Genomic DNA, 21,077 nt, shown 5'->3' on the forward strand with positions numbered 1-21,077 from the left:
ATTACCCAATCGTCCCAATCCGGTGCGTGTCTCGTCAGGCGGGAGCCGCAGGTCAGGGCAGCGACGGGTCGGGTGGGGGTTGACACACCGGGCACCAGTAGGTGACCCGCTCGCCCAACTCCTCCTTGCGGATGGCGGTGCCGCAGCGCCGGCACGGCTGCGCGCGCCGGCTGTAGACGTAGCTGGTCCCGCCCCGATGCAGCGAGCCGGTGGTGCTCTGCGTCCAGCGGCCCCGGTTGGCCGCCAGCAGCCGCTGGGCCAGCGCCACCGTGCCGGCCAGGTCGGGCACCGCGCCGACCGGGGTCCACGGCGAGACGCCGCGCAGGAAGAGCACCTCGCACTTGTAGAGGTTGCCGACCCCGGCGAGGTTGCACTGGTCGAGCAGTGCCTCGCCGATGGTGGCCTCCGGGTGCGCGGCGAGCCGGCGGACCGCCTCGGCCGGATCCCAGTCGGGGCCGAGCAGGTCGGGGCCGAGGTGCCCGACCAGGGAGTCCTCCTCGGCCGTGGGCACCAGGGCCAGCTCGTGCAGGTGGTAGCCGACGGCCACCGCGCCGGTGCCGCGCAGCACCGCCCGGATCAGGTGCGCGGGCCGGGCGGTCCAGCGTTCCCCCGGCGTATACGCCCGCCAGGCACCGTCCATCCGCAGGTGCGAGTGGAGCGTCCAGTGCCGGGTGTCGGACCGCCCCTCGGGCGCCGCCAGGCGCAGCAGCAGATGCTTGCCGCGGCTGGCCGACTCGCGCACCGTCCAGCCGGTCAGGTCGGTGGCGGCCATCTGCGGCACCCGGAAGTCGCTGCCGGTCAGCGTGGCGCCGGCCAGCGCCCGGTGCAGGACGCGGGCGGTGTTCCAGACGGTGTCACCTTCGGGCACCCCGCCATTCTCCCTCGTCCCCGCCGTCGCGCTCGCCGCACCGAGGACTGTGCCCGACGCCGCGCCCGGGACCGGCGGGGCGGCGGAGCCCGCCGGGCCGCGCGCTCAGGGCCGCTCGGTCAGGGCCGCCCGGTCAGGGCCGCTCGTCCGGGCGGGGTGCGCGGACCATGTCCTGGTAGCGGGGGTGGCTGGCGCCGTACACGGCGAAGTTCAGCCGGGCATGGGTGAGGCTGAGGTCGCCGTTCGGGCCGCCGCGCACCTCGTCGGCGTCGGCGTCGGCCTGACCGTCGTCGGTCCAGAAGCAGACCGGGCAGGTGCCCCCGCCGGTTCTGGAGGCGCAGCAGGGACAGGCGACCGGAACCCAGAGCTCACCCACCGGAGCAGCATTCCACACCGGGCCGCGCGGCGGCAGGTCAGTGTTCCCCGCCCACCGCGACCAGGTCGCCCGGCGCCACCCCGAGCAGGTCCGCCGCCCGGCCGCCGGGCACCGCCACCGCCAGCAGGCCGGCGGAGTCCACCATGAGCACCAGCGCCCCCGCCGGGGCGTCACCGAAGGTCCGCCCGCGTACGGCGGGCCGGCCGGCGACGCGCACGGCCCCGGGCAGGGCGCGCAGCAGGTCGGCGCCGGCGGCGAGCTGGACATTGCCGAAGTGGTCGACGGTCAGCACCTCGGCGGTGAACCCGTCGGCCTCCCGGCGCAGCACCGGCTCGGGCAGGCGGACCAGGGTGGCCGGGTCGACCGATGGCCCGGCGTCGGCCGGCGGGGCGCCGAGGGCGAGCCGGGCCGCGACCGGCGCGAAGACGTCCCGACCGTGGAAGGTGTGGGACACCTCCGGGGCCAGCCACGCCGGATTGGTCAGCTCCACCGCGGCGGAGACCCCGCCCAGGGCCGCGGCGGCGGGGAGCAGCAGGCCGTTGTCCGGCCCGACCAGCAGCCCGCCCGGGGTGACCAGCGCGATCCCGCGCCGCGCCGTGCCGACACCCGGGTCGACCACCGCCACGTGCACCCCGTACGGCAGGGCCGGCACCGTCTGGGCCAGCACCGCCGACCCCCGGCGTACGTCGGCCGCCGGCACCAGGTGGGTCACGTCGATGACCTGGACCGCCGGGGCGATCCGGGCGATCACCCCGTGGCAGGCGGCCACGAAACCGTCGGCGAGGCCGTAGTCGGTGGTCAGCGAGATCCAGGCGGTCGGCGTCATGGGGGGAGGGTCGCTGATCTGCGTGGCTGGGTCCACCCCGGCGAGACGTTTCCTCGTGAGCGTGATACCTCGGAGGCATTTTGATACCTCTGAGGTATCACGCTCACGGCGGCATCAGCCTCTGGCGGGCGTCCCGCCCCAAAGCGGCACACCGGCAGCGACCCGGTGACGACCTGCCGACGGGGGCGCCACCCCGGTCACGTTCAGGAGGCGGCCGATCCGCCCGGTCGCGGCGACGTCGGCCGACGCGGCGGGTGGTGGCCGGATGGGGCGCTGGACGCTCAGCCGCGTAGCCGCAGCCCGCGCGGTGTCGCCCGGAAGCCGGCGGCGGTGAGCGCGTCGCGCAGCGGTGAGGAGCGCACCGCCTCGCCGTCGGCCCGCTCCACCGACATCGCCCCCAGCGCGCCGGAGTGCACCGCGTCGGCCAGTGCCTTGCCGGCCGCGGTGAGCGCCTCGGCGTCGTCGGTGAACGACAGGATCGTCCGGCCGCCCCGCTCGACGTAGAGCACCAGATCCGCGTCGACCAGCACCACCAGCGCGCCGGCCTTGCGCCCGGCCCGGTGTCCGGTCGTCGGGGCGGCGCCGTCCCCGGAGTCCACCACCCGCTCCGGCCAGGGCAGCGCCGCCCCGTACGGGTTGGCCGGGTCGGTGGCGGCGAGCACCAGGGTCGGCCCGCCCCGGCCCCGTGCCCCGTCGGCCGGGTCGGCCAGGGCCCGGATCCGGTCCACCGCCCCGGGCACGGCGAACTGGGCGGCGCCCAGCCCCTCGACGAAGTAGCCGCGCCGGGCGGCGCCGCGCTCCTCCAGCGCGGAGAGCACCGGGTAGACCGCGGCGAAGCCGCCGACCACCTGCTCGGCCATCACCGCGCCCCGGGTCACCACCCCGTGCCGTTCCAGGAGCAGGTCGGCCAGCGCGGCGGAGCGTCGGGTGGAGTCGGTGTCCCGCTCAGGCAGGCGGGACCAGCGCCCGGCCACGGTGGGCGGGCCGCCGCGGGTGGGCAGCGTCACCCGGCCCGGACGGCGGTAGCGGGTGCGTGGCGCGGACGGCCGGGACCGGTGCGCCCCGCCGCCGCCGAGCACGGCCCGCAGCGGGGCGAGGGTGTCGTTGGTGAGGTGCCCGGCCCAGACCAGGTCCCAGATCACGCCGGTCAGCGCCCCGTCGTCGGTCGCGCCGACCCGGTCGGACAGCGAGCGGAAGAAGAGCGCCTGCCCGTCGGCGAGGGCGTCGAGCACCGCCTCGTGCAACGGGGTGAGGCTCAGCGCCTCGTCCGGCGGCGGCAGCAGCAGCGGCGCGACGTCGGCGTACGCGAGGGTGACCCAGCCGTCCCCGCCGGAGATCGCCCCGGAGCCGGCCCAGAGCACCTCGCCGCTGGCGCAGAGCTCGTCGAGCTGGGCGGGGGAGTAGTCGGCGACCCGGGCGGGCAGCACCAGCCGTTCCAGCGCGGACGCCGGCACCGCCGCCCCCTGCACCTGCTCGATGGTGGCGGCCAGCGCCTCCACCCCCCGCGCCGACGAGCCGACCTGCTGCCAGCGGGGCAGGAACGCGGCCAACGCCCGGGGCGGCACCGGCTCGATCTCCCGGCGCAGCGCGGCCAGGCTGCGGCGGCGCAGCAGCCGCAGCACCTCGGCGTCGCACCACTGGGTGCCGACGGTGTCCGGGGCGAACTCACCGGAGACGACCCGCCCGGGGGCGGCGAGCCGGCGCAGCGCCTGCTCCACCACGAACACGCCGAGCCCGAAGCGGGCGGCGCAGGTCGCCGCGGCGAACGGCCCGTGGGTGCGGGCGTACCGGGCCACCAGGTCGCCGAGCGGGTCGGCCACCGGCGCCAGGTACGCCTCGGCCACCCCGACCGGCAGCGCCACGCCGAGCGCGTCGCGCAGCCGGGCGGCGTCCTCGACGACCACCCAGCGTTCCTCGCCGGCGACGCGGACCCGCAGCACCCGGCGGGCGGCCTCCAGCTCGGTGAGCCACGGCACCGGCGCGCCCCGCTCGGCCAGCTCCGCCGCGGAGAGGTCGCCCACCACCCGGAGCAGCTCTACGACGTCCTCCGCGTCGCGGGGTCGGCGCTGCTCGGTCAGCCAGCGCAGCTGCCGTTCGGTCTCGGCGAGCACCGCCGGGTCCAGCAGCTCGCGCAGGTCGACCCGGCCGAGCAGCTCGCCGAGCAGGGCCGAGTCGAGCGCGAGCGCGGCGGCCCGGCGCTCGGCCAGCGGGGCGTCCCCCTCGTAGAGGAAGGCGCCGACGTACCCGAAGAGCAGCGAGCGGGCGAACGGGGACGGGCGGTCGGTCTCCACCTCGACCAGGCGCACCCTGCGGGCGGTCAGGTCGCGCATCAGCTCGGCCAGGGCCGGCTGGTCGAAGACGTCCTGGAGGCATTCCCGGGCGGCCTCCAGGGTGACCGGGAAGTCGGCGTACTCACGGGCGACGTCGAGCAGTTGCGCGGCGCGCTGGCGCTGCTGCCACAGTGGCTGGCGACGGCGCGGGTCGCGGCGGGGCAGCAGCAGCGACCGGGCGGCGCACTCGCGGAACCGGGACGCGAAGAGCGCGGAGGTGCCGACCGACTCCTCGACCAGCTGGGCGATCTCGTCGGGCTCGAAGACCACCACGTCGGCGCCGGGCGGCTCCTCGGCGGTGTCGGGCAGCCGCACCACGATGCCGTCGTCGGAGGGCATGACCTGGGCGTCCACCCCGTACCGCTCGGCGAGTCGGCGGCCGATGGCCAGCGCCCACGGCCCGTTGACCCGGGCGCCGAGCACGCTGTGCACGGCGAGCCGCCAGTCGCCCAGCTCGTCGCGGAACCGTTCGACCACCACGGTGCGGTCGTCCGGCAGCGAGCGGGTGGCGGCCTTCTGCTCGCGCAGGTACGCCATCAGGTTGCCGGCGGCCCAGTCGTCCAGCCCGCCGGCGCGCAGCGCGGCGACCGCGGTCTCGTCGCTCTGCCGCAGCAGGGCCCGGACCCGGGCGCCGATGGCGCGGCCGAGCTCCACCGGCCGGCCGAGCTGGTCGCCCTTCCAGAACGGCATCCGGGCGGCCTGGCCGGGGGCGGGGGAGACCAGCACCCGGTCGGGGGTGATCTCCTCGATCCGCCAGGAGGAGGAGCCGAGCAGGAAGACGTCGCCGACCCGGGACTCGTAGACCATCTCCTCGTCCAGCTCGCCGACCCGGGCGGCGCGTTCCGCGCCGGCCAGGAAGACCCCGAACAACCCCCGGTCGGGGATGGTCCCGCCGCTGGTCACCGCGAGGCGCTGGGCGCCGGGCCGGCCGGTGAGCACGTCGGCGGCGCGGTCCCAGACCAGCCGGGGGCGCAACTCGGCGAAGGCGGTGGACGGGTAGCGCCCGGAGAGCATGTCCAGCACGGCGTGCAGCGCGGAGTCGGGCAGCTCGGCGAAGGGGGCGGCCCGGCGTACCACCACGGCGAGGTCGCCGACCCGCCACGGCTCCAGGGCCACCATCGCGACGACCTGCTGGGCCAGCACGTCGAGCGGGTTGCGCGGGTGGTGCAGCTCCTCGATGGCGCCCTCGGCCATCCGCTCGGCGACCACGGTGCAGGAGAGCAGGTCGCCCCGGTGCTTGGGGAAGACCACGCCCCGGGAGACCGCGCCCACCTGGTGCCCGGCCCGGCCGACCCGTTGCAGGCCGGCGGCGACGCTGGGCGGAGCCTCGATCTGCACCACCAGGTCGACCGCGCCCATGTCGATGCCGAGCTCCAGGCTGGAGGTGGCCACGACGGCGGGCAGCTGCCCGGACTTGAGCGCCTCCTCGATGTGCTTGCGCTCCTCGCGGGACACGCTGCCGTGGTGGGCGCGGGCGATCACCGGCGGCACGCCGGCCGCCGCGCCCGACTGGGCCATCACCTCGGCCGGCGGCCGGTCGGCCCGGACCGGCCCGACCGGTCCACCGGGCCGCGGCGTGCCGTCGGGGCCGGTCGCCGGGGTGGCCGGCTCCTCGGCGGCGAGCTCGTTGAGCCGGGCGCAGAGCCGTTCGGCGCTGCGCCGGGAGTTGGTGAAGACGATGGTCGAGCGGTGCGCCCGGATCAGCGAGAAGACCCGCTCCTCGACGGCCGGCCAGATCGACGCCCGGCGCGGCCCCGGCCCGCCCAGGTCGTCCTCCGGCTGCTCCTGCTCGCCGAGGCGGGTCATGTCCTCCACCGGAACCTGGACGCTCACCTCGATCGTCTTGGCGCTGGCCGGCTGCACCACGTCGACCGGACGGGCGCCGCCGAGGAACCGGGCGCACGCGTCGATCGGCCGGACGGTGGCGGAGAGGCCGATCCGCTGCGCGGGCCGGTCCAGCAGCTCGTCGAGGCGTTCCAGGGAGAGTGCGAGGTGCGCGCCGCGCTTGGTGCCGGCGACGGCGTGCACCTCGTCGACGATCACCGTCTCGACGCCGCGCAGCGAATCCCGGGCGGCCGAGGTGAGCAGCAGGAACAGCGACTCGGGCGTGGTGATGAGGATGTCCGGCGGGGTGCGGGCGAAGGCCCGCCGCTCGTCGGCGGGAGTGTCGCCGGTACGCATCCCGACGGTGATCTCCGGTGGCGCGACGCCGAGCCGGGTGGCCGCCTGGCGGATGCCGGCGAGGGGGGCGCGCAGGTTGCGCTCGATGTCGACCGCGAGCGCCTTGAGCGGGCTGACGTAGAGCACCCGGCAGCGCTGTCGCGCCTCGGTGGGGGGCGGCTCCTTGGCGAGCCGGTCCAGCGACCAGAGGAAGGCCGCGAGCGTCTTGCCGGAACCGGTCGGCGCGACGACCAGCGCGTGGCGCCCGGCGGCCACGGAGCGCCAGGCGCCCGTCTGCGCCGGGGTGGGCGCGGCGAAGGCGGCCGTGAACCATTCCCGGGTCGCCACGCCGAAGCCGGCCATCACCCGCGCGCCGTCGGCACCGCCCACCTGCTCAGTCACGCCTTCCATCCTGCCCGGTCGGGGTGACATCCCGTCCGGCCGGGACGCGGTCTGTCCGGCTGCGACTGATTACGAGGGGGATTAGCCGCTTGACGTGTGTTAAGTCTTACTTAACTGCTTGCTCGCGGCCAGCAACATAAAGTAACTTCACTCGCAACGCAGCGCCGGGTGGAGGGGATCGGATGACCGTCGAGGAGCACGGCTCCACGCCCGCCACCGACGTGCTCATCCGCAAGGTCGACAGTCACCTCGCCGCCGTCCGGGGCAGTCTGCGCGGCCCTGAGCTGGAGCTCGCCGAGCGGCTCGCCCGTTCCCTGCGCGAGCTGGTCATCTCCACCTCCCAGGCCAGCGCCGCCGACCGGGGGCAGGTTCGCGCCGCGGTGCACTACTTCGTCCTGCGCCGGGAGAGCCGGGGCAATCTGCTGTCGGTGCGCTCGCTCGCCGCCGCCCAGCGCGTGGTCAACAAGGTCGTCCTCCAACTCGGCCGGCCCGACCTGCTGGTCGAGACCCGCCGGGACGCGCCGTCCGTCCCGGCCGGCGACGTCGCGCTGCGCTGACCGTCGCCGACCGGCGCGGGCCGTGGCCTTGACAGGCGCGGGCCCTTGGCCGATGGCGGGCGCGGGCCCTTGGCCGATGACGGCGGCCAGGGCCTTTGACGGGCGCGGTCCCTGGCCCTGACGGCGGTCCCCGGCCTTGGCGGGCGCGGCCCCTGGCCCTGACGGCGGTCCCCGGCCTTGACGGGCGTCGACGAACCGCCCGCGCTCCGCGCCGTCCCACCCGGGCGCGCCTGCCGGCGGCTGAGTCGTCCACGACATCAGCTCCACAGCGACCAACGAGGAGACCGGACGCCGCTCTGGAGCCGTGCGGAAACGGGCGATTTCGGTAAAATAGCCCATCGGTCGGCGATCTGGCGTCTGATCGGGGCTGACCGGGACGTTCCCGCCCGGCACGCGCCGCCAGTTCGACGGGGAGGACGCGTGCTCGTACTGCTGCTCCTCCACCTGGTGGCGGCCCTCGCCGCGCCGCTGCTGGTGCGGTGGTGGGGTCCGCGCGCCTGCTACCCGCTCGCGCTGGCGCCGGCCGCCGCCTTCGGCTGGGCGCTGACCCGTACGCCGACCGTCCGTGACGGCGGCGCGGTCGTCGAGACGTACCGCTGGATCGGCCAGCTCCACCTCGACGTGGCGCTGCGGCTGACCACGCTGTCCTGGCTGATGACCCTGCTGGTCGGCGGTGTCGGTGCGCTGGTCCTGGTCTACTGCGGCCGGTACTTCGCCCGCGACTCGGCCGGCCTGGCCGGGTTCGTCGCGGTGCTGGTCGCCTTCGCCGGCGCGATGCTCGGCCTGGTCCTCGCCGACGACCTGTTGCTGCTCTACGTCTTCTGGGAACTCACCACCGTCTTCTCCTACCTGCTGATCGGCCACAGCACCGAGCGGCGCGCCAGCCGGTGGGCGGCGGCCCAGGCGCTGACCGTCACCACCCTGGGCGGCCTGGCCATGCTGGTCGGCTTCCTGATCCTCGGCGGGCACGCCGGCAGCTACCGCTGGTCGGTGATCGCCGGCGCGCCGCTGCCCGGCGGGGGCGCGCTGGTCGCCGCGGTGCTGCTGATCCTGGCCGGGGCGCTGGCCAAGTCGGCGATCGTGCCGTTCAACGCCTGGCTGCCGGTGGCGATGGCCGCGCCCACCCCGGTCAGCGCGTTCCTGCACGCCGCAGCCATGGTGAAGGCGGGCGTCTACCTGATCGGGCTGCTCGCCCCGGTGCTCGCCGAGGTCGGGCCGTGGCGACCGGTGGTGCTCACCCTCGGCCTGGTCACGATGGTCGTCGGTGGCTGGGCGGCGCTGCGGCAGTGCGACCTGAAGCTGCTGCTGGCGTACGGCACGGTCAGCCAGCTCGGCCTGCTGGCGGTGGTGATCGGCGCCGGCAGCCCCGACGCCGCGCTCGCCGGGGTGGTGATGTTGCTGGCGCACGCCCTGTTCAAGGCGGCGCTCTTCCTCGTCGTCGGCATCATCGACCACGAGGTCGGCACCCGTGACCTGCGAGAGCTGTGCGGGCTGGGCCGGCGGGCGCCGGTGCTGGCCGGGATCGCCGCGATCGCCGCCGCGTCCATGGCGGGGGTGCCGCCGCTGCTGGGCTTCGTCGCCAAGGAGGCGGTCTTCACCGCGTTCGCCGAGCGGCCGATCGTCCTCGCCGGGCTGGTCGTCGGCACCGCCCTCACCGTCGCGTACAGCATCCGGTTCCTCTGGGGCGCCTTCGCCACCCGGCCGGGCGTCGCGCCGGCCGAGGCCGACCCCGCGCCCGTACCGATGCTGCTGCCGCCGGCGCTGCTCGCCGTGGGCGGGCTCGTCGCCGGCCCCGCCGCGGCCCGGCTGGACGGGCCGCTGCGCCCGTACGCGGAGCTTTTCGGATCGCCGCACGAGCACCTGGCGTTCTGGCACGGCCTCACCCCCGCGCTCGGGCTGTCGGCGCTGGCGCTGGCCGGCGGCGTCGCGCTGCACGCGGTGCGCGGCCCGCTGGCGCCGGTGCTGGTCCGGCTGCGCTCGCCGGTCGGCGGCAACCAGGGGTACGAGTGGGTCACCCACCGCTTCGACCGGCTCGCCATCAGGGTCACCGGCGCCACCCAGCGGGGTTCCCTGCCGCAGTACCTGGGCGCCGTCCTGCTCGCCCTGGTGCTGGTTCCCGGCGCGGCGCTGCTGGCCGCCCGCCCCTGGCGGGAGCGGATCGCCTTGTGGGACAGCCCGTTGCAGCTGGTGGTCACCCTGGTCATCGCGGTCGCCGCGCTGCTCGCGGTCGGTGCCCGCCGGCGGCTGACCGCGATGCTGCTGGTGGGGGTGACCGGCTACGGCAGCGCGATGCTCTTCGTGCTCTACGGCGCACCCGACCTGGCGCTGACCCAGTTCCTGGTGGAGACGGCGACCATCGCCGTCTTCGTGCTGGTGCTGCGCCGGCTGCCGGAACGCTTCTCCGCCCGGCCGCTGCGCCGCGGCCGGTGGGTGCGCCGGCTGGTCGGTGTCGGCGTCGGGGTGGTCCTCGCCGGCCTTGCCCTGGTCGCCGCCGGCTCCCGGACCGCCACGCCGATCTCCCGGGCCTTCCCCGACCTCGCGGTCGTGCCCGGGTACGGCCGCAACGTGGTCAACGTGACCCTGGTGGACATCCGGGCCTGGGACACCATGGGTGAGATCTCGGTGCTGGTGGTGGCCGCGACCGGGGTGGCCAGCCTGGTCTTCGAGCGGTCCCGCACCGGCCCCCGGCCGCGTCGCGGCGAACCGTCGGGGGCGCCCCGGCGGGACACCCGGCCGGTCTGGCTCAGCGGCGGCCCGACCCTGCCGGAGCGGCGCCGCTCGATCGTCTTCGAGGTGGTCACCCGGCTGATCTTCCACACCGTGGTGCTCTTCTCGTTCTTCCTGCTCTTCGCCGGCCACAACGCGCCCGGCGGCGGCTTCGCCGGCGGCCTGGTGGCGAGCCTCGCGCTGGCTGTGCGCTACCTCGCCGGCGGCCGGTACGAGTTGGCCGAGGGCGCCCCGGTTGGCGCGGGCACGGTGCTCGGCGCCGGTCTGGCCATCTCCGTCGGCAGTGGCCTGGTGGCCCTGCTGGTCACGGGGAACGTGCTGGAGAGCACCAAGGTCGACCTGCCGCTGCCCTGGCTGGGCGAGCCGTACCTGGTCACGTCGCTCTTCTTCGACATCGGCGTCTACCTGGTCGTGGTGGGGCTGGTGCTGGACATCCTGCGCAGCCTCGGCGCCGAGGTGGACCGGCACATCGAGGCGGCCGGCGAGTCCGAGCGGGGGTTCGTCGTCGACCGGGAGGGGGAGCCGGGGTGAGGGAGGGCGGCGCGGGGCCGACCCTGGTGCTGGTGCTCGCCGTCGGCGTGCTGGCCGCCACCGGGGTGATCCTGCTGCTGGAACGCAGCCTGACCCGGATCCTGCTCGGCGTGATCCTGCTCGGCAACGGGGTGAACCTGCTCATCCTGCTCGGCGGCCGGTCCGGCGGGGCGCCGTTGGTGGGCACCGGCCCGGTCGCGGAGTTCAGCGACCCGCTGCCCCAGGCCATGGTGCTCACCGCCATCGTGATCACCTTCGGGCTGACCGCGTTCCTGGCCGCGGTCGCGTACCGGAGCTGGTATCTCAGCGGCGACGACGAGGTGCAGGACGACCTGGAGGACCGCAAGATCGTGCAGCTCGCCGAGCGCAACGAGGTGCTCACCGCCGACCTCGGCGGCGAGGGCCCGGACGCCGACCCGGAGCAGGTGGACCCGGAGCCCGCCCGACGCCGGCTGCGCGGACCCGGTGGCGGGCGGTGAGGCAGCTCGTGTCGCTGCCGGTGGTGGTGCCGCTGCTCGGCGCCGCGCTGACGCTGATCCTGGCCAACCTGCCCCGGTTGCAGCGGACGGTCAGCGTGGTCGCGCTCACCGGCAACCTGGTCGTCGCGGTGGCGCTGCTGGTCGAGGCGTACCGGCACGGGCCGGTGGTGACGCAGCTGGGCGGGTGGCGGGCGCCGGTGGGGATCGTGCTGGTCGCCGACCAGTTGGCCGCGTTGATGCTGGTGGTCTCCTCGGCGGTGACGCTCTGCGTGCTGTTGTACTCCATCGGCCAGGGCCGGAGCGAGACCAGCGAGTCCGCGCCGGTGAGCATCTACCACCCGACCTACCTGGTGCTCACCGCCGGCATCACCAACGCCTTCCTGGCCGGGGACCTGTTCAACCTCTTCGTCGGCTTCGAGATGCTGCTGGCGGCGAGCTTCGTGCTGATCACGCTGGGCGGCACCGGGACGCGGATCCGCACCGGCCCGACGTACGTCGTGGTCAGCATCCTCTCCTCGATGATCTTCCTGATCGCGGTCGGCCTGGTCTACGCGGCAACCGGCACCCTCAACCTGGCCCAGCTCGCCACGCGCCTGGACGCGCTGCCGGACGGCGTACGGCTGGGGTTGCAGCTGATGCTGCTGCTCGCCTTCGGCATCAAGGCGGCGGTCTTCCCGGTCTCCGCCTGGCTGCCCGACAGCTACCCCACCGCGCCGGCCCCGGTGACCGCGGTCTTCGCCGGCCTGCTCACCAAGGTCGGCGTCTACGCGATCATCCGGACCGAGACGCTGCTCTTCCCCGGCGGGCAGGTCTCCGGCCTGCTCTTGGTGGTGGCCGGACTGACCATGATCGTCGGCGTGCTCGGCGCGGTGGCACAGTCGGACATGAAGCGGCTCTTCTCCTTCACCCTGGTCAGCCACATCGGCTACCTGATCTACGGGGTGGCGCTGAGCACGGCCGCCGCGCTCAGCGGCGCGATCTTCTACGTGGTGCACCACATCACCATCCAGACCACGCTCTTCCTCGTCGCCGGGCTGGTCGAGGAGCGCGCCGGCAGCACCGACCTGCGCCGGCTCGGCGGCCTGGCCCGGATCGCCCCGCTGCTGGCGGTGCTCTTCTTCGTCCCGGCGATGAACCTCGCCGGCATCCCGCCCTTGTCCGGCTTCCTCGGCAAGGTCGGCCTGCTCCAGGCCGGCGTGGCGGTCGGTGGGCCGCTGCCCTGGGTGCTGGTCGCCGCCGGCACGGTGACCAGCCTCCTGACCCTCTACGCCACCTCCCGGGTGTGGAACATCGCGTTCTGGCGGGCGCCCCGGCTGGCCGTCGCCGAACCGGTGGTCCGACTGCCCCACCTGATGGTGGGCGCCACCGCCGCCCTGGTGGTGCTGGGGTTGGCGTTCACCCTCGCCGCCGGCCCGCTGTTCCACGTCACCGCCGACGCCGCGGCCGACCTGCGGCTGCGCACCCCGTACGTGCGGGCCGTCCTGCCCGGTGGCGCCCCGTGACCGCCCCGGGCGCCACGAAACCCCGGCCCCCGCGGCGGCCCGGTCGCCGCCGTGACCAGGCGATCGCCCTGGGCTGGCTGGTCGGCGTCTGGAACCTGCTCTGGGGCGAGTTCTCCTGGGGCAACCTGCTCGGCGGGGCGCTGGTCGGCGCGGCGGTGCTGCTGTTCTTCCCGCTGCCACCGGTCACCTTCGGCGGCCGGCTCCGGCCCCGGGCGCTGCTGGTACTGCTGGTGACCTTCGTCGTCGAGCTGGTCAGCGCCAGCCTGCACGTCGCCGCGATCGCCGTACGCCCCGGCTACCGGCCGCGCGGGGCGATCATCGGGGTACGCCTGCGGGTGCGCACCGACCTCAACCTGGCGCTCACCGCCGAGTTGCTCTCCCTGGTCCCCGGCACCCTGATCCTCGAGGCCGACCGGAACGACGGCGTCCTCTACGCGCACGTCCTCGACGTACGGCGACCGCAGGACCTGGCCGACAGCCGGGACCGGATCCTCGCCGTCGAGGAACGCGTCGTCCGGGCGGTCGGCTCCGACGCCGAGCTGCGCCTGCTCTCCACCGATCCCGCCGACCGGAGGTCTGCGACATGACCGTCGTCCTCACCGTCGTCCTGACCGTGCTGCTCTCGGTCACCGCGCTGCTGGCGCTGGCCCGGATCTACCGGGGCCCGTCGCTGCTGGACCGGGTGGTCGCCGCCGACCTGCTGCTCGCCACCATGCTCGGCGCGGTCGGGGCGGAGGCGGCGGTCAACCGGCACGCCACCACGCTGCCCGTGCTGGTGGTGCTCGCCCTGCTCGGCTTCGTCGGCTCGGTGGCCCTGGTCCGCTTCGCCGTCCGGGAGGAGGCGTGAGGCCCGCCCGCCCGGCGCGCGTGCCTGCCGCCACGACGACGCCGACCACCGGCGGCCCGGCGTGGGTGGCGCACCGCGACGCCACCGGGGAGGCGTCGTGAGCGTGGGTACGCTCGCCGACTGGCTGGCGGCGGTCGCCCTGGTGGCGGGGGCGCTGCTCAGCCTGGCCGCCGGGATCGGGGTGCTGCGCTTCCCGGATGTGCTGGACCGGATGCACGCCGCCACCAAGCCGCAGGTGCTCGGGGCGCTGCTCCTGCTGCTCGGGCTGGCGCTGCGGCTGCGCACCCCGGCCGACCTTGGCATGATCGCGCTGGTCGGCATGTTCCAGCTGGCCACCGCGCCGGTCGCCGCGCAGATGATCGGGCGGGCCGCGTACCGGTCGGGGCGGGTGGACCGGGCCCTGCTCGACCGGGACGAACTCGCCGACCAGCGGAAATAGGGGATGAGCGACGGCTTTGTCCCCACCTTCAGCGGGCGTTCAGCGACCGCCGATAGAATTGCCGGCATGATCGACTCTTCTGCCCAGGAGGGCAGCAGTAGCCAGCCGGGACGTGCCCGGCATCCCTTCGCCCCGACGTCCCCGGGAGCCCTGAGCGACCCGTGTTGATCGTCGTCGGTCTCGTACTCATCATCGTTCTCACCGCCGCCACCGGCTACTTCGTGGCCCAGGAGTTCGGCTACGTCGCGGTGGACCGCGGCCGGCTCAGGCAACAGGCCGACGCGGGCGACCAGGCGGCCGCCCGGGCCCTGGCGGTCACCGGTCGGCTCTCCTTCATGCTCTCCGGCGCCCAGCTCGGCATCACCGTGACCGCCCTGCTGGTCGGTTACGTCGCCGAGCCGTACCTGGGCGCCGGGCTGGCCGGGCTGCTCGGCGGCGTCGGCGTCTCCACCGCGGTCAGCCTCCCGCTCTCGGTGGTGCTGGCCCTGGTCATCGCCACCGTGGTGCAGATGGTCCTCGGTGAGCTGGCCCCGAAGAACCTGGCCATCGCCCGCGCCGAGCCGCTGGCCCGGGCGCTGAGCCGCTCCACCCTGATGTACCTCAGGATCGCCGGCCCGCTGATCACGCTCTTCGACCGCGCGGCGGTGCGGCTGCTGCGCCGGGTCGGCATCGAACCGATCGAGGAGCTGCCCAGCGGCGCCACTCCGGCGGACCTGGAGCAGATCATCGCCGAGTCCCGGGAGGAGGGGCACCTCGACGCCGAGATGTCCGACCTGCTCGACCGGGGGCTCGACTTCCGGGAGCTGACCGCCGGGGAGGCCATGGTGCCCCGGGTCGACGTGCACACCGTACGGGCGCACGAGCCGGTCAGCCGGGTCGTGGAGCTGCTCGACACCGGCCACTCCCGCTTCCCGGTGCGCGGCGCCGAGGGCGTGGACGACCTGGTCGGCGTGATCGGCATCGCCGACGTGCTCGGCGTCCCCCCGACGCAGCGGGCCACCACCCCGGTCAGCGCGGTGGCCGTACCCCCGTTGCTGGTGCCCGAGACGCTGCCGCTGCCGACGGTGCTGGACCGGCTGCGGTCCGGGCACCGGCAGCTGGCCTGCGTGGTCGACGAGTACGGCGGCTTCGCCGGCGTGATCACCCTGGAGGACATCGCCGAGGAGCTGGTCGGCCCGATCCGGGACGAGGACGACCCGCCGGAGCGCGCTCCCGCCCGGCAGGAGGACGGCTCCTGGGTGGTGCCGGCCCGCTGGCGGATCGACGAGGTCGCCGACAGCACCGGCATCGCGCTGCCCGAGGCCCCCGAGTACGACACCCTCTCCGGGCTGGTCATGCGGGAGCTGGGGCGGGTGCCCGAGGTGGGTGACCGGCTGGAGATCAGCCTGTCCGCCGACGGTGAGGAGCCGCGCGAGCGGCCGAGGGCACTGGTCGAGGTGCTCGCGGTGGACCGGCACGTGGCCGACTCGGTGCGGCTGCGGATGGCCGGCGAGGCCCCCGGCGGGGAGGTGGCGGCATGAGCCCCGGCGTCGCCCTGCTGGTCTCGGTGCTGCTGCTGGCGCTCAACGGCTTCTTCGTGGCTGCCGAGTTCGCGCTGGTGGCGAGCAAGCGCTACCGCCTCGAACAGGCCGCCGCCGGTGGCGGCCGGGCCGCCCGCGCCGCCCTGGACGGTGTACGCGAACTGTCGCTGATGCTGGCCGGCGCGCAGCTCGGCATCACGCTGTGCACCCTGGGGCTCGGCGCGCTCGCCGAGCCGGCGATCGAGCACCTGCTCAGCCCGCTGCTGCACGTGGTGGGGCTGCCCGAGGCGGCCAGCCACGCGGTCGCGCTGGTCTTCGCGCTGGCGCTGGTGACCTTCCTGCACCTGGTCGTCGGCGAGATGGCCCCGAAGTCCTGGGCGATCACCGACGCCGAGCGCTCGGCGGTGCTGCTGGCGCTGCCGTTCCGGGCGTTCGCCCGGGTCGCCCGGCCGGTGCTGTCGGCGCTCAACGCGCTGGCCAACGCGATGCTGCGGCTGGTCGGCGTGCAGCAGCAGGACCAGCTCGCCCAGGTGCACGGCCCGGACGAGCTGCGCATCCTGCTGGAACAGTCCCGGGAGCACGGGCTGCTCGGCGCCGAGCAGCACCACCTGCTGACCAGCATGCTGGAGTTGCAGGGCACCACCGTGGCCGACGTGATGGAGCCCTTCGACGAGATCGTCACGGTCCGCCGGGACGACACCGCGGAGCGCGTCGAGCAGGTCAGCCGCGACAGCGGCCGGTCCCGGCTGGCCGTGCTCGATTCGGGCGGCGAGGTCTGCGGCCTGGTCCACGTCCGGGAGGCGGTGCGGGCGGTCACCACCGGCCGACCGGCGACGGCGGGCGAGCTGATGACCCGGGCGTTCACCCTGCCGGGGACCTCCTCGGTCACCGAGGCGGTGGCCGCGATGCGCGCCGACCAGGCCCAGCTGGCGCTGGTCCGCAACGGTGGCGGCCCGACCCGGCCGATCGGCTTCGTGGCGCTGGAGGACCTGCTGGAGGAGGTCATCGGCGAGTTCGACGACGAGACCGACCCGGTGCCGCGCGGGCGGCGCCTGCGCTGACGCCCCACCGCGCGGGGTGCCCAGGAGTGCGGGGGCGGACAGCGGGAATCCGCAGGCCGGAGCCGATGACCGGAAGGCGACGACGGGGGAGCGGCGGAATGCGGCTGACCGGGGTGTCACGGGAGTCCGTTTGGACCGGGCTCTCGGTGAGCACCACCCTGACCAACCCGAGCACCCGCCCCGGGCTGCGGCTGCCGGGACGGGTGACGCTCACCGCCGGGCCGGACGACGTGCCGATCCGGCACATCCGGCTCGGCCTGGTCGCCCAGGTCGAGCCGGACGACCCGGGCGAGCCCCGCCGCCTGGTGCAGTACCACCAGGTGCCGATCGCGGGCCGGTTCGTGGTGCCGGCGGGACGACGGCGGGCGGTCGACTTCGCCGTGCCGCTGCCCTGGGAGACGCCGGTGACCATCTTCGGCGGGGTGCCGCTGATGACCCTGCGCACCGGGTTGCGTACCGAGGTGTCGGTGGACCCGGAGCTGGAGCAGGGGGCCATGGTGCCGGTCTTCGTCCACCCGCTCCCCACCCAGCAGCACGTCCTGGCCGCCCTCGACACGCTCGGCTTCGTGATGCGGCAGGCCGGTCTGTCGCAGGGCCGGCTGCCCGGGGTGGAGCAGGCGCTGCCGCTGCACGAGCGCCTCGGGTACTGGGTCGCGCCCCTCTACGCCGGGCCGATCACCGAGCTGGAGGTGATCTTCGTGGCGAACTCGGCCGGCCTGGAGGTGATCCTCTGGCTGGACCGCCGGCTGTCACTGACCGGGATCACCCACCAGAGCATCAGCCGGTTCCGGATCTGGCACGCCGGCGCCGAGCAGCGGGACTGGGTCGCCACCGTCGACGGCTGGCTGCGCGAGGCGATCAACCGGCACGCGGCGGCCGCCTCGCACGCCCACTGGTCCGCCCGGATCGGCGAGTCGGCGCACGTCAGCCGCCGGCCCGACGTGCCGGTCGCGCCCGGCTACGGACTCGGCGGCACCGCCGGGAGCGGAGGCGTCGGCGGGGGCGGCGACGGGACCTGACCTGCCGCCCGGTGTCAGACTGAGGCGGTGGCGAGCTTGAGGCTGAAGCCGAGGAAGAGCACCGCGACGCCGGTGGTGGCGCCCGCGGCCAGCCGCCGGCGGCGCCGGAACTGCGCCGCCAGGAACGTGCCCGCGAAGATCAACGCGGTCAGGTACAGCGCGCTGGTGACCTGGGCGATCAACCCGAGCAGCAGGAACGACAGCGCCGGCCAGGCGTACCCGGGGTCGACGAACTGGATGAAGAACGAGATGAAGAAGAGGATCGCCTTCGGGTTGAGCAGGCTGACCACCAGCGCCCGCCGGAACGGGCTGCGCATCGCCGCCGGCTCCGCGGCGTCGATCAGGCGCGGTGCCTCCGGGTCGTTGCGGTCGCGCCAGCGCCGCCAGACGCCGCGCAGCATCGTCACCCCGACATACCCGAGGTACGCCGCGCCCGCGTACTTGATCACCAGGAAGAGCGGCGGGTACGCCTTGAGCAGCGACGCCACCCCGGCGGCGGAGAGGAACATCAGCACCCCGTCGCCGACGAACACCCCGCCGGCGGCCCGGTAGCCGGCTCCCACGCCCCGCTTGGCGGCGGTGGAGAGCACGAAGAGCGAGTTGGGCCCCGGCAGCAGAATGATCGCCACGGTTCCCAGCACGTACGTCCAGATGTCGGTGATGCCCAGCACGCCCGCCATCATCAGGCCACGGCTGCCGTACGGAGAAGTCTTTCCCGGAGCGTGAGCTGTGCGTTCGGCCACTCATCGACGGTCATCGCGTACAGCACGGTGTCCCGCCAGGAGCCGTCCGGGCGCTGCCGGTGCCGCCGCAGCACCCCCTCCCGGGTGGCGCCCAGGCGCTCGATCGCCGCCTGCGAGCGGCTGTTGCGGATGTCGGTGTGCCAGACCACCCGGACCGCGCCGAGCTCGTCGAACGCGCGGGTGAGCAGCAGCAGCTTGGCCTCGGTGTTGATCCCGCTGCGCCACCAGGGCCGGCCGAGCCAGGTGTAACCGATGGCGACCGACCGCCGCTCGGGGTCGATGTCGTAGTACGAGGTGGTGCCGACCACCGCCCCCGTCCGCGCGCAGCGCTGCACCCAGGGCACCCGTTCGCCCCGGTGCCCGGCGGCCAGCGCGCCGGCGACGATCTCCGTCATCGCGGCCGGGTCGGTGGGCAGCGGGTGGCCCAGGTGCGCCCACACGTCGGGCTCGGCGGTGGCGGTGAAGAGCTCGTCGGCGTGGGTCAGGTCCAGCGGCTCCAGCAGCACGTGCCCGCCCCGCATGGTCGCCGCCTCGCGCCACGGCGAGCCGGCCGCCCGCAGGTACGCCGGCACCGGCATGGTCATGCCCGCGTCCGGCTCCGCCAGCCCGGCGGTCAGCCGCAGTGGCACCACCCCGGCCCAGTACGGCAGGTCGAGGTCGGCGGGGTCGTCGCGGACCCCGCCGGTGCGGGAGCGCAGCGACACCTCGCGCAGCGGCAGCGCCAGCACGGCGGTCTCGGCCAGCTCCCGGCGGCTCGGCGGGCGGCTGTCCGCGCTGCGGCCGGCGCCGACCTTCTCCACCAGGGCGGTCATCATCCGCGCCTTCTCGGCGTCGTCGGTGACCAGGTGGGCGGTGCCGTGCGCGACCACCGACCGGTAGTTGGCGCTGTGGTGGAACTGCGAGCGGGCGTAGACCAGCCCGTCGAGCAGGGTGACGGTGACGCAGACCCGCAGCCCGGCGTCGCCGCGGGCGGCGAGCAGCGGCCGGCTGCCGGTGGAGCCGTGCAGGTAGAGGGTGTCGCCGACGCGCACGTGCAGGGTGGGCAGCAGCCGGGGCTCACCGTCGACGTTGAACCCGAGCACGCAGTGGAACGCCTCGTCGAGCACCGCGTGCACGGCGGCCGGGTCGTAGCTCATCCGGTCGCGGGAGCGGCTGGCGGTGGTCCGCGCGGTCGGGGCGTACATGTGACATCCCACCTTTGTTCTAGTACAATCCTGGAACTGTGGCAGCACATTATCAGATCACCGGGTCCACGTCCGCCGTCATTTCGGCCAGCGTGGAAACCGGCATCCGGTCCGGCACCCTGCCCGCCGGCAGCCCGCTGCCCGCCGTCCGGGCGCTCGCGGCCGAGCTGGCGGTCAGCCCGGCCACCGTCGCCCGGGCCTACCAGGAGCTGCGCCAGCGCGGCCTGGTCGTCACCGCGGGTCGGCACGGCACCCGGGTGCGCCCGCGGCCCCCGGTCGCCAGCCGCCGCTCCGCGCTGCACCCGCCGCCCGCCCCCGGCACCCGCGACCTCTCCCAGGGGCAACCCGACCCCCGGCTGCTGCCCCCGCTCGGCCCGCACCTGGTCGCGCTCGCCACCGAGATCGGCCCACCCGTCGGGTACGCCTCGACCGCCGTGCTCCCCGCGCTCGCCGAGGCGGCCCGGGACCGCCTCGCCGCCGACGGCGTGCCGGCCGAGGAGATCACCGTGACCGGGGGCGCGCTGGACGGCATCGAGCGGCTGCTCGCCGCCCACCTGCGGCCCGGTGACGCGGTGGCGGTGGAGGATCCGGGCTGGGCCAACCTGCTCGACCTGGTCGCCGCGTTGGGGCTGCGGCCGATCGGCGTACCGGTGGACGACGACGGGCCCACCGAGGCCGGCGTGCGCGACGCCCTGACCCTCGGCGCCCGGGCGCTGGTGGTGACCAGCCGCGCGCAGAACCCGACCGGCGCCGCCGTCTCCGCCGACCGGGCCGGCGCCCTGCGGGAGCTGCTCGCCGGCCGCCCCGACCTGCTGCTGATCGAGGACGACCACGCCGCCGAGCTGGCCCGGGTGCCGCTGCACCCGCTCGCCGGAGCGACCCCGGCGTGGGCCTTCGTCCGATCGGCGAGCAAGCCGTTCGGGCCCGACCTGCGGCTGGCGGTGCTGGCGGGCGACGAGGCCACCGTGGCCCGGGTCGCCGGCCGGGCCCGGGTCGGCGCCGGTTGGGTCTCCACCGTGCTGCAACGGCTGGTCCTGGCGCTCTGGCGCGACCCGGCCACCGCCGAGCTGGTGCGCCGGGCGGGGGAGAGCTACGAGCGGCGCCGCTCGGGGCTGCTGGCGGCGCTCGCCGCCCGGGGCCTGACCGGGCGCGGCAGCAGCGGCATCAACATCTGGTTGCCGGTGCCGGACGAGACCAGCGCCGTCACCGCCCTGCGCGACGCCGGGTGGTCGGTGGCGCCCGGCGCGCTCTACCGGATCGCCGCCGAGCCCGGGATCCGGATCACCGTCAGCGCCCTCGACGACGTCGACCTCGTGCCCTTCGCCGACGCGGTGGCGCGGGCGGTTCGGCCGGCCGCCTCGGGCGGATTCACCGCATGACCCGGCCTGGCGGGCGAGCGGCGGGGGTGACCGCCCCGATCCTGGCCGCGCATGGCCGGCCGTCCGGCGGGTAACCGCGGCCCGGAGGTGGACGGTTATGGCGTCACCGAAGTCGAGGACAGGGCTG

17 protein-coding genes are annotated in these 21,077 nt (G+C 75.3%); 11 read left to right on the top strand and 6 right to left on the bottom strand.

Annotated features, from left to right (window positions below):
• Positions 1–52: 52 nt before the first annotated feature.
• From AB0I41_RS24640 to AB0I41_RS24655, 4 genes are all read right to left on the bottom strand, one after another.
• Positions 53–868 (bottom strand): DNA-formamidopyrimidine glycosylase family protein, encoded by an 816-nt coding sequence (locus AB0I41_RS24640; RefSeq protein ID WP_357111908.1) that lies wholly within the window; start codon positions 866–868, stop codon positions 53–55.
• A gap of 133 nt (positions 869–1,001) precedes the next feature.
• Positions 1,002–1,244, bottom strand: a complete 243-nt coding sequence (locus AB0I41_RS24645; protein WP_357111911.1) for a CPCC family cysteine-rich protein — start codon at positions 1,242–1,244, stop codon at positions 1,002–1,004.
• Between the two features lie 37 nt (positions 1,245–1,281).
• A complete protein-coding gene (locus AB0I41_RS24650) occupies positions 1,282–2,070 on the bottom strand; it encodes an SAM-dependent chlorinase/fluorinase (protein WP_357111914.1) in 789 nt (262 codons plus the stop codon).
• A 281-nt stretch (positions 2,071–2,351) separates the two neighbouring features.
• The gene (locus AB0I41_RS24655; protein ID WP_357112001.1) at positions 2,352–6,923 is read right to left on the bottom strand and encodes an ATP-dependent helicase; all 4,572 of its coding nucleotides are present in this window, start codon (positions 6,921–6,923) and stop codon (positions 2,352–2,354) included.
• A 221-nt stretch (positions 6,924–7,144) separates the two neighbouring features.
• On the opposite strand from AB0I41_RS24655, the gene AB0I41_RS24660 reads away from it, so the two are divergent.
• From AB0I41_RS24660 to AB0I41_RS24705, 10 genes are all read left to right on the top strand, one after another.
• Positions 7,145–7,519 carry a hypothetical protein gene (locus AB0I41_RS24660; RefSeq protein ID WP_357111917.1) on the top strand — a complete coding sequence of 125 codons (375 nt, stop codon included), beginning with the start codon at positions 7,145–7,147 and terminating at the stop codon, positions 7,517–7,519.
• Positions 7,520–7,939: 420 nt separating this feature from the next.
• Positions 7,940–10,777 carry a Na+/H+ antiporter subunit A gene (locus AB0I41_RS24665; RefSeq protein ID WP_357111920.1) on the top strand — a complete coding sequence of 946 codons (2,838 nt, stop codon included), beginning with the start codon at positions 7,940–7,942 and terminating at the stop codon, positions 10,775–10,777.
• Positions 10,774–11,256: a Na(+)/H(+) antiporter subunit C gene (locus tag AB0I41_RS24670; RefSeq protein WP_357111923.1), complete on the top strand. Its 483-nt coding sequence runs from the start codon at positions 10,774–10,776 to the stop codon at positions 11,254–11,256. Before AB0I41_RS24665 ends, AB0I41_RS24670 begins: the two co-directional genes overlap by 4 nt.
• Positions 11,253–12,758: a Na+/H+ antiporter subunit D gene (locus tag AB0I41_RS24675; RefSeq protein ID WP_357111926.1), complete on the top strand. Its 1,506-nt coding sequence runs from the start codon at positions 11,253–11,255 to the stop codon at positions 12,756–12,758. Before AB0I41_RS24670 ends, AB0I41_RS24675 begins: the two co-directional genes overlap by 4 nt.
• The gene (locus AB0I41_RS24680; RefSeq protein WP_357111929.1) at positions 12,755–13,345 is read left to right on the top strand and encodes a Na+/H+ antiporter subunit E; all 591 of its coding nucleotides are present in this window, start codon (positions 12,755–12,757) and stop codon (positions 13,343–13,345) included. Before AB0I41_RS24675 ends, AB0I41_RS24680 begins: the two co-directional genes overlap by 4 nt.
• Positions 13,342–13,605, top strand: coding sequence for a monovalent cation/H+ antiporter complex subunit F (locus tag AB0I41_RS24685; RefSeq protein ID WP_357111932.1), 264 nt, complete (start codon positions 13,342–13,344; stop codon positions 13,603–13,605). The genes AB0I41_RS24680 and AB0I41_RS24685 overlap by 4 nt, the downstream gene beginning before the upstream one ends.
• 97 nt (positions 13,606–13,702) lie before the next feature.
• The gene (mnhG, locus tag AB0I41_RS24690; protein ID WP_357111935.1) at positions 13,703–14,044 is read left to right on the top strand and encodes a monovalent cation/H(+) antiporter subunit G; all 342 of its coding nucleotides are present in this window, start codon (positions 13,703–13,705) and stop codon (positions 14,042–14,044) included.
• Positions 14,045–14,205: 161 nt separating this feature from the next.
• A complete protein-coding gene (locus AB0I41_RS24695) occupies positions 14,206–15,564 on the top strand; it encodes a hemolysin family protein (RefSeq protein ID WP_357111938.1) in 1,359 nt (452 codons plus the stop codon).
• Entirely contained in the window at positions 15,561–16,625 is a 1,065-nt protein-coding gene (locus AB0I41_RS24700; protein ID WP_357111941.1) for a hemolysin family protein, read from the top strand. Before AB0I41_RS24695 ends, AB0I41_RS24700 begins: the two co-directional genes overlap by 4 nt.
• A 98-nt stretch (positions 16,626–16,723) precedes the next feature.
• A complete protein-coding gene (locus AB0I41_RS24705; RefSeq protein WP_357111944.1) occupies positions 16,724–17,644 on the top strand; it encodes a sporulation protein in 921 nt (306 codons plus the stop codon).
• A 14-nt stretch (positions 17,645–17,658) separates the two neighbouring features.
• On the opposite strand, the gene leuE is transcribed toward AB0I41_RS24705, so the two are convergent.
• Both leuE and AB0I41_RS24715 read right to left on the bottom strand, forming a co-directional pair.
• Positions 17,659–18,327 (bottom strand): leucine efflux protein LeuE, encoded by a 669-nt coding sequence (gene leuE, locus AB0I41_RS24710; RefSeq protein ID WP_357111947.1) that lies wholly within the window; start codon positions 18,325–18,327, stop codon positions 17,659–17,661.
• Complete coding sequence (locus AB0I41_RS24715) at positions 18,327–19,571, bottom strand: bifunctional pyridoxamine 5'-phosphate oxidase family protein/GNAT family N-acetyltransferase (protein ID WP_357111950.1); 1,245 nt, start codon at positions 19,569–19,571, stop codon at positions 18,327–18,329. Before AB0I41_RS24715 ends, leuE begins: the two co-directional genes overlap by 1 nt.
• Before the next feature lie 38 nt (positions 19,572–19,609).
• Between AB0I41_RS24715 and AB0I41_RS24720 the strand changes: the two genes are divergently transcribed.
• Positions 19,610–20,950 carry an aminotransferase class I/II-fold pyridoxal phosphate-dependent enzyme gene (locus AB0I41_RS24720; RefSeq protein ID WP_357111953.1) on the top strand — a complete coding sequence of 447 codons (1,341 nt, stop codon included), beginning with the start codon at positions 19,610–19,612 and terminating at the stop codon, positions 20,948–20,950.
• Positions 20,951–21,077: the final 127 nt, after the last annotated feature.

The organism is Micromonospora sp. NPDC050200, from assembly GCF_040656135.1.
Classification (GTDB): domain Bacteria; phylum Actinomycetota; class Actinomycetes; order Mycobacteriales; family Micromonosporaceae; genus Micromonospora.

Coding starts and splice junctions, on each gene's coding strand:
- AB0I41_RS24650 (WP_357111914.1), bottom strand. CDS start 2,070: ATGACGCCGACCGCCTGGATCTCGCTGACCACCGACTACGGCCTCGCC.
- AB0I41_RS24655 (WP_357112001.1), bottom strand. CDS start 6,923: ATGGCCGGCTTCGGCGTGGCGACCCGGGAATGGTTCACGGCCGCCTTC.
- AB0I41_RS24660 (WP_357111917.1), top strand. CDS start 7,145: ATGACCGTCGAGGAGCACGGCTCCACGCCCGCCACCGACGTGCTCATC.
- AB0I41_RS24685 (WP_357111932.1), top strand. CDS start 13,342: ATGACCGTCGTCCTCACCGTCGTCCTGACCGTGCTGCTCTCGGTCACC.
- AB0I41_RS24700 (WP_357111941.1), top strand. CDS start 15,561: ATGAGCCCCGGCGTCGCCCTGCTGGTCTCGGTGCTGCTGCTGGCGCTC.
- AB0I41_RS24705 (WP_357111944.1), top strand. CDS start 16,724: ATGCGGCTGACCGGGGTGTCACGGGAGTCCGTTTGGACCGGGCTCTCG.
- leuE (WP_357111947.1), bottom strand. CDS start 18,327: ATGATGGCGGGCGTGCTGGGCATCACCGACATCTGGACGTACGTGCTG.
- AB0I41_RS24715 (WP_357111950.1), bottom strand. CDS start 19,571: ATGTACGCCCCGACCGCGCGGACCACCGCCAGCCGCTCCCGCGACCGG.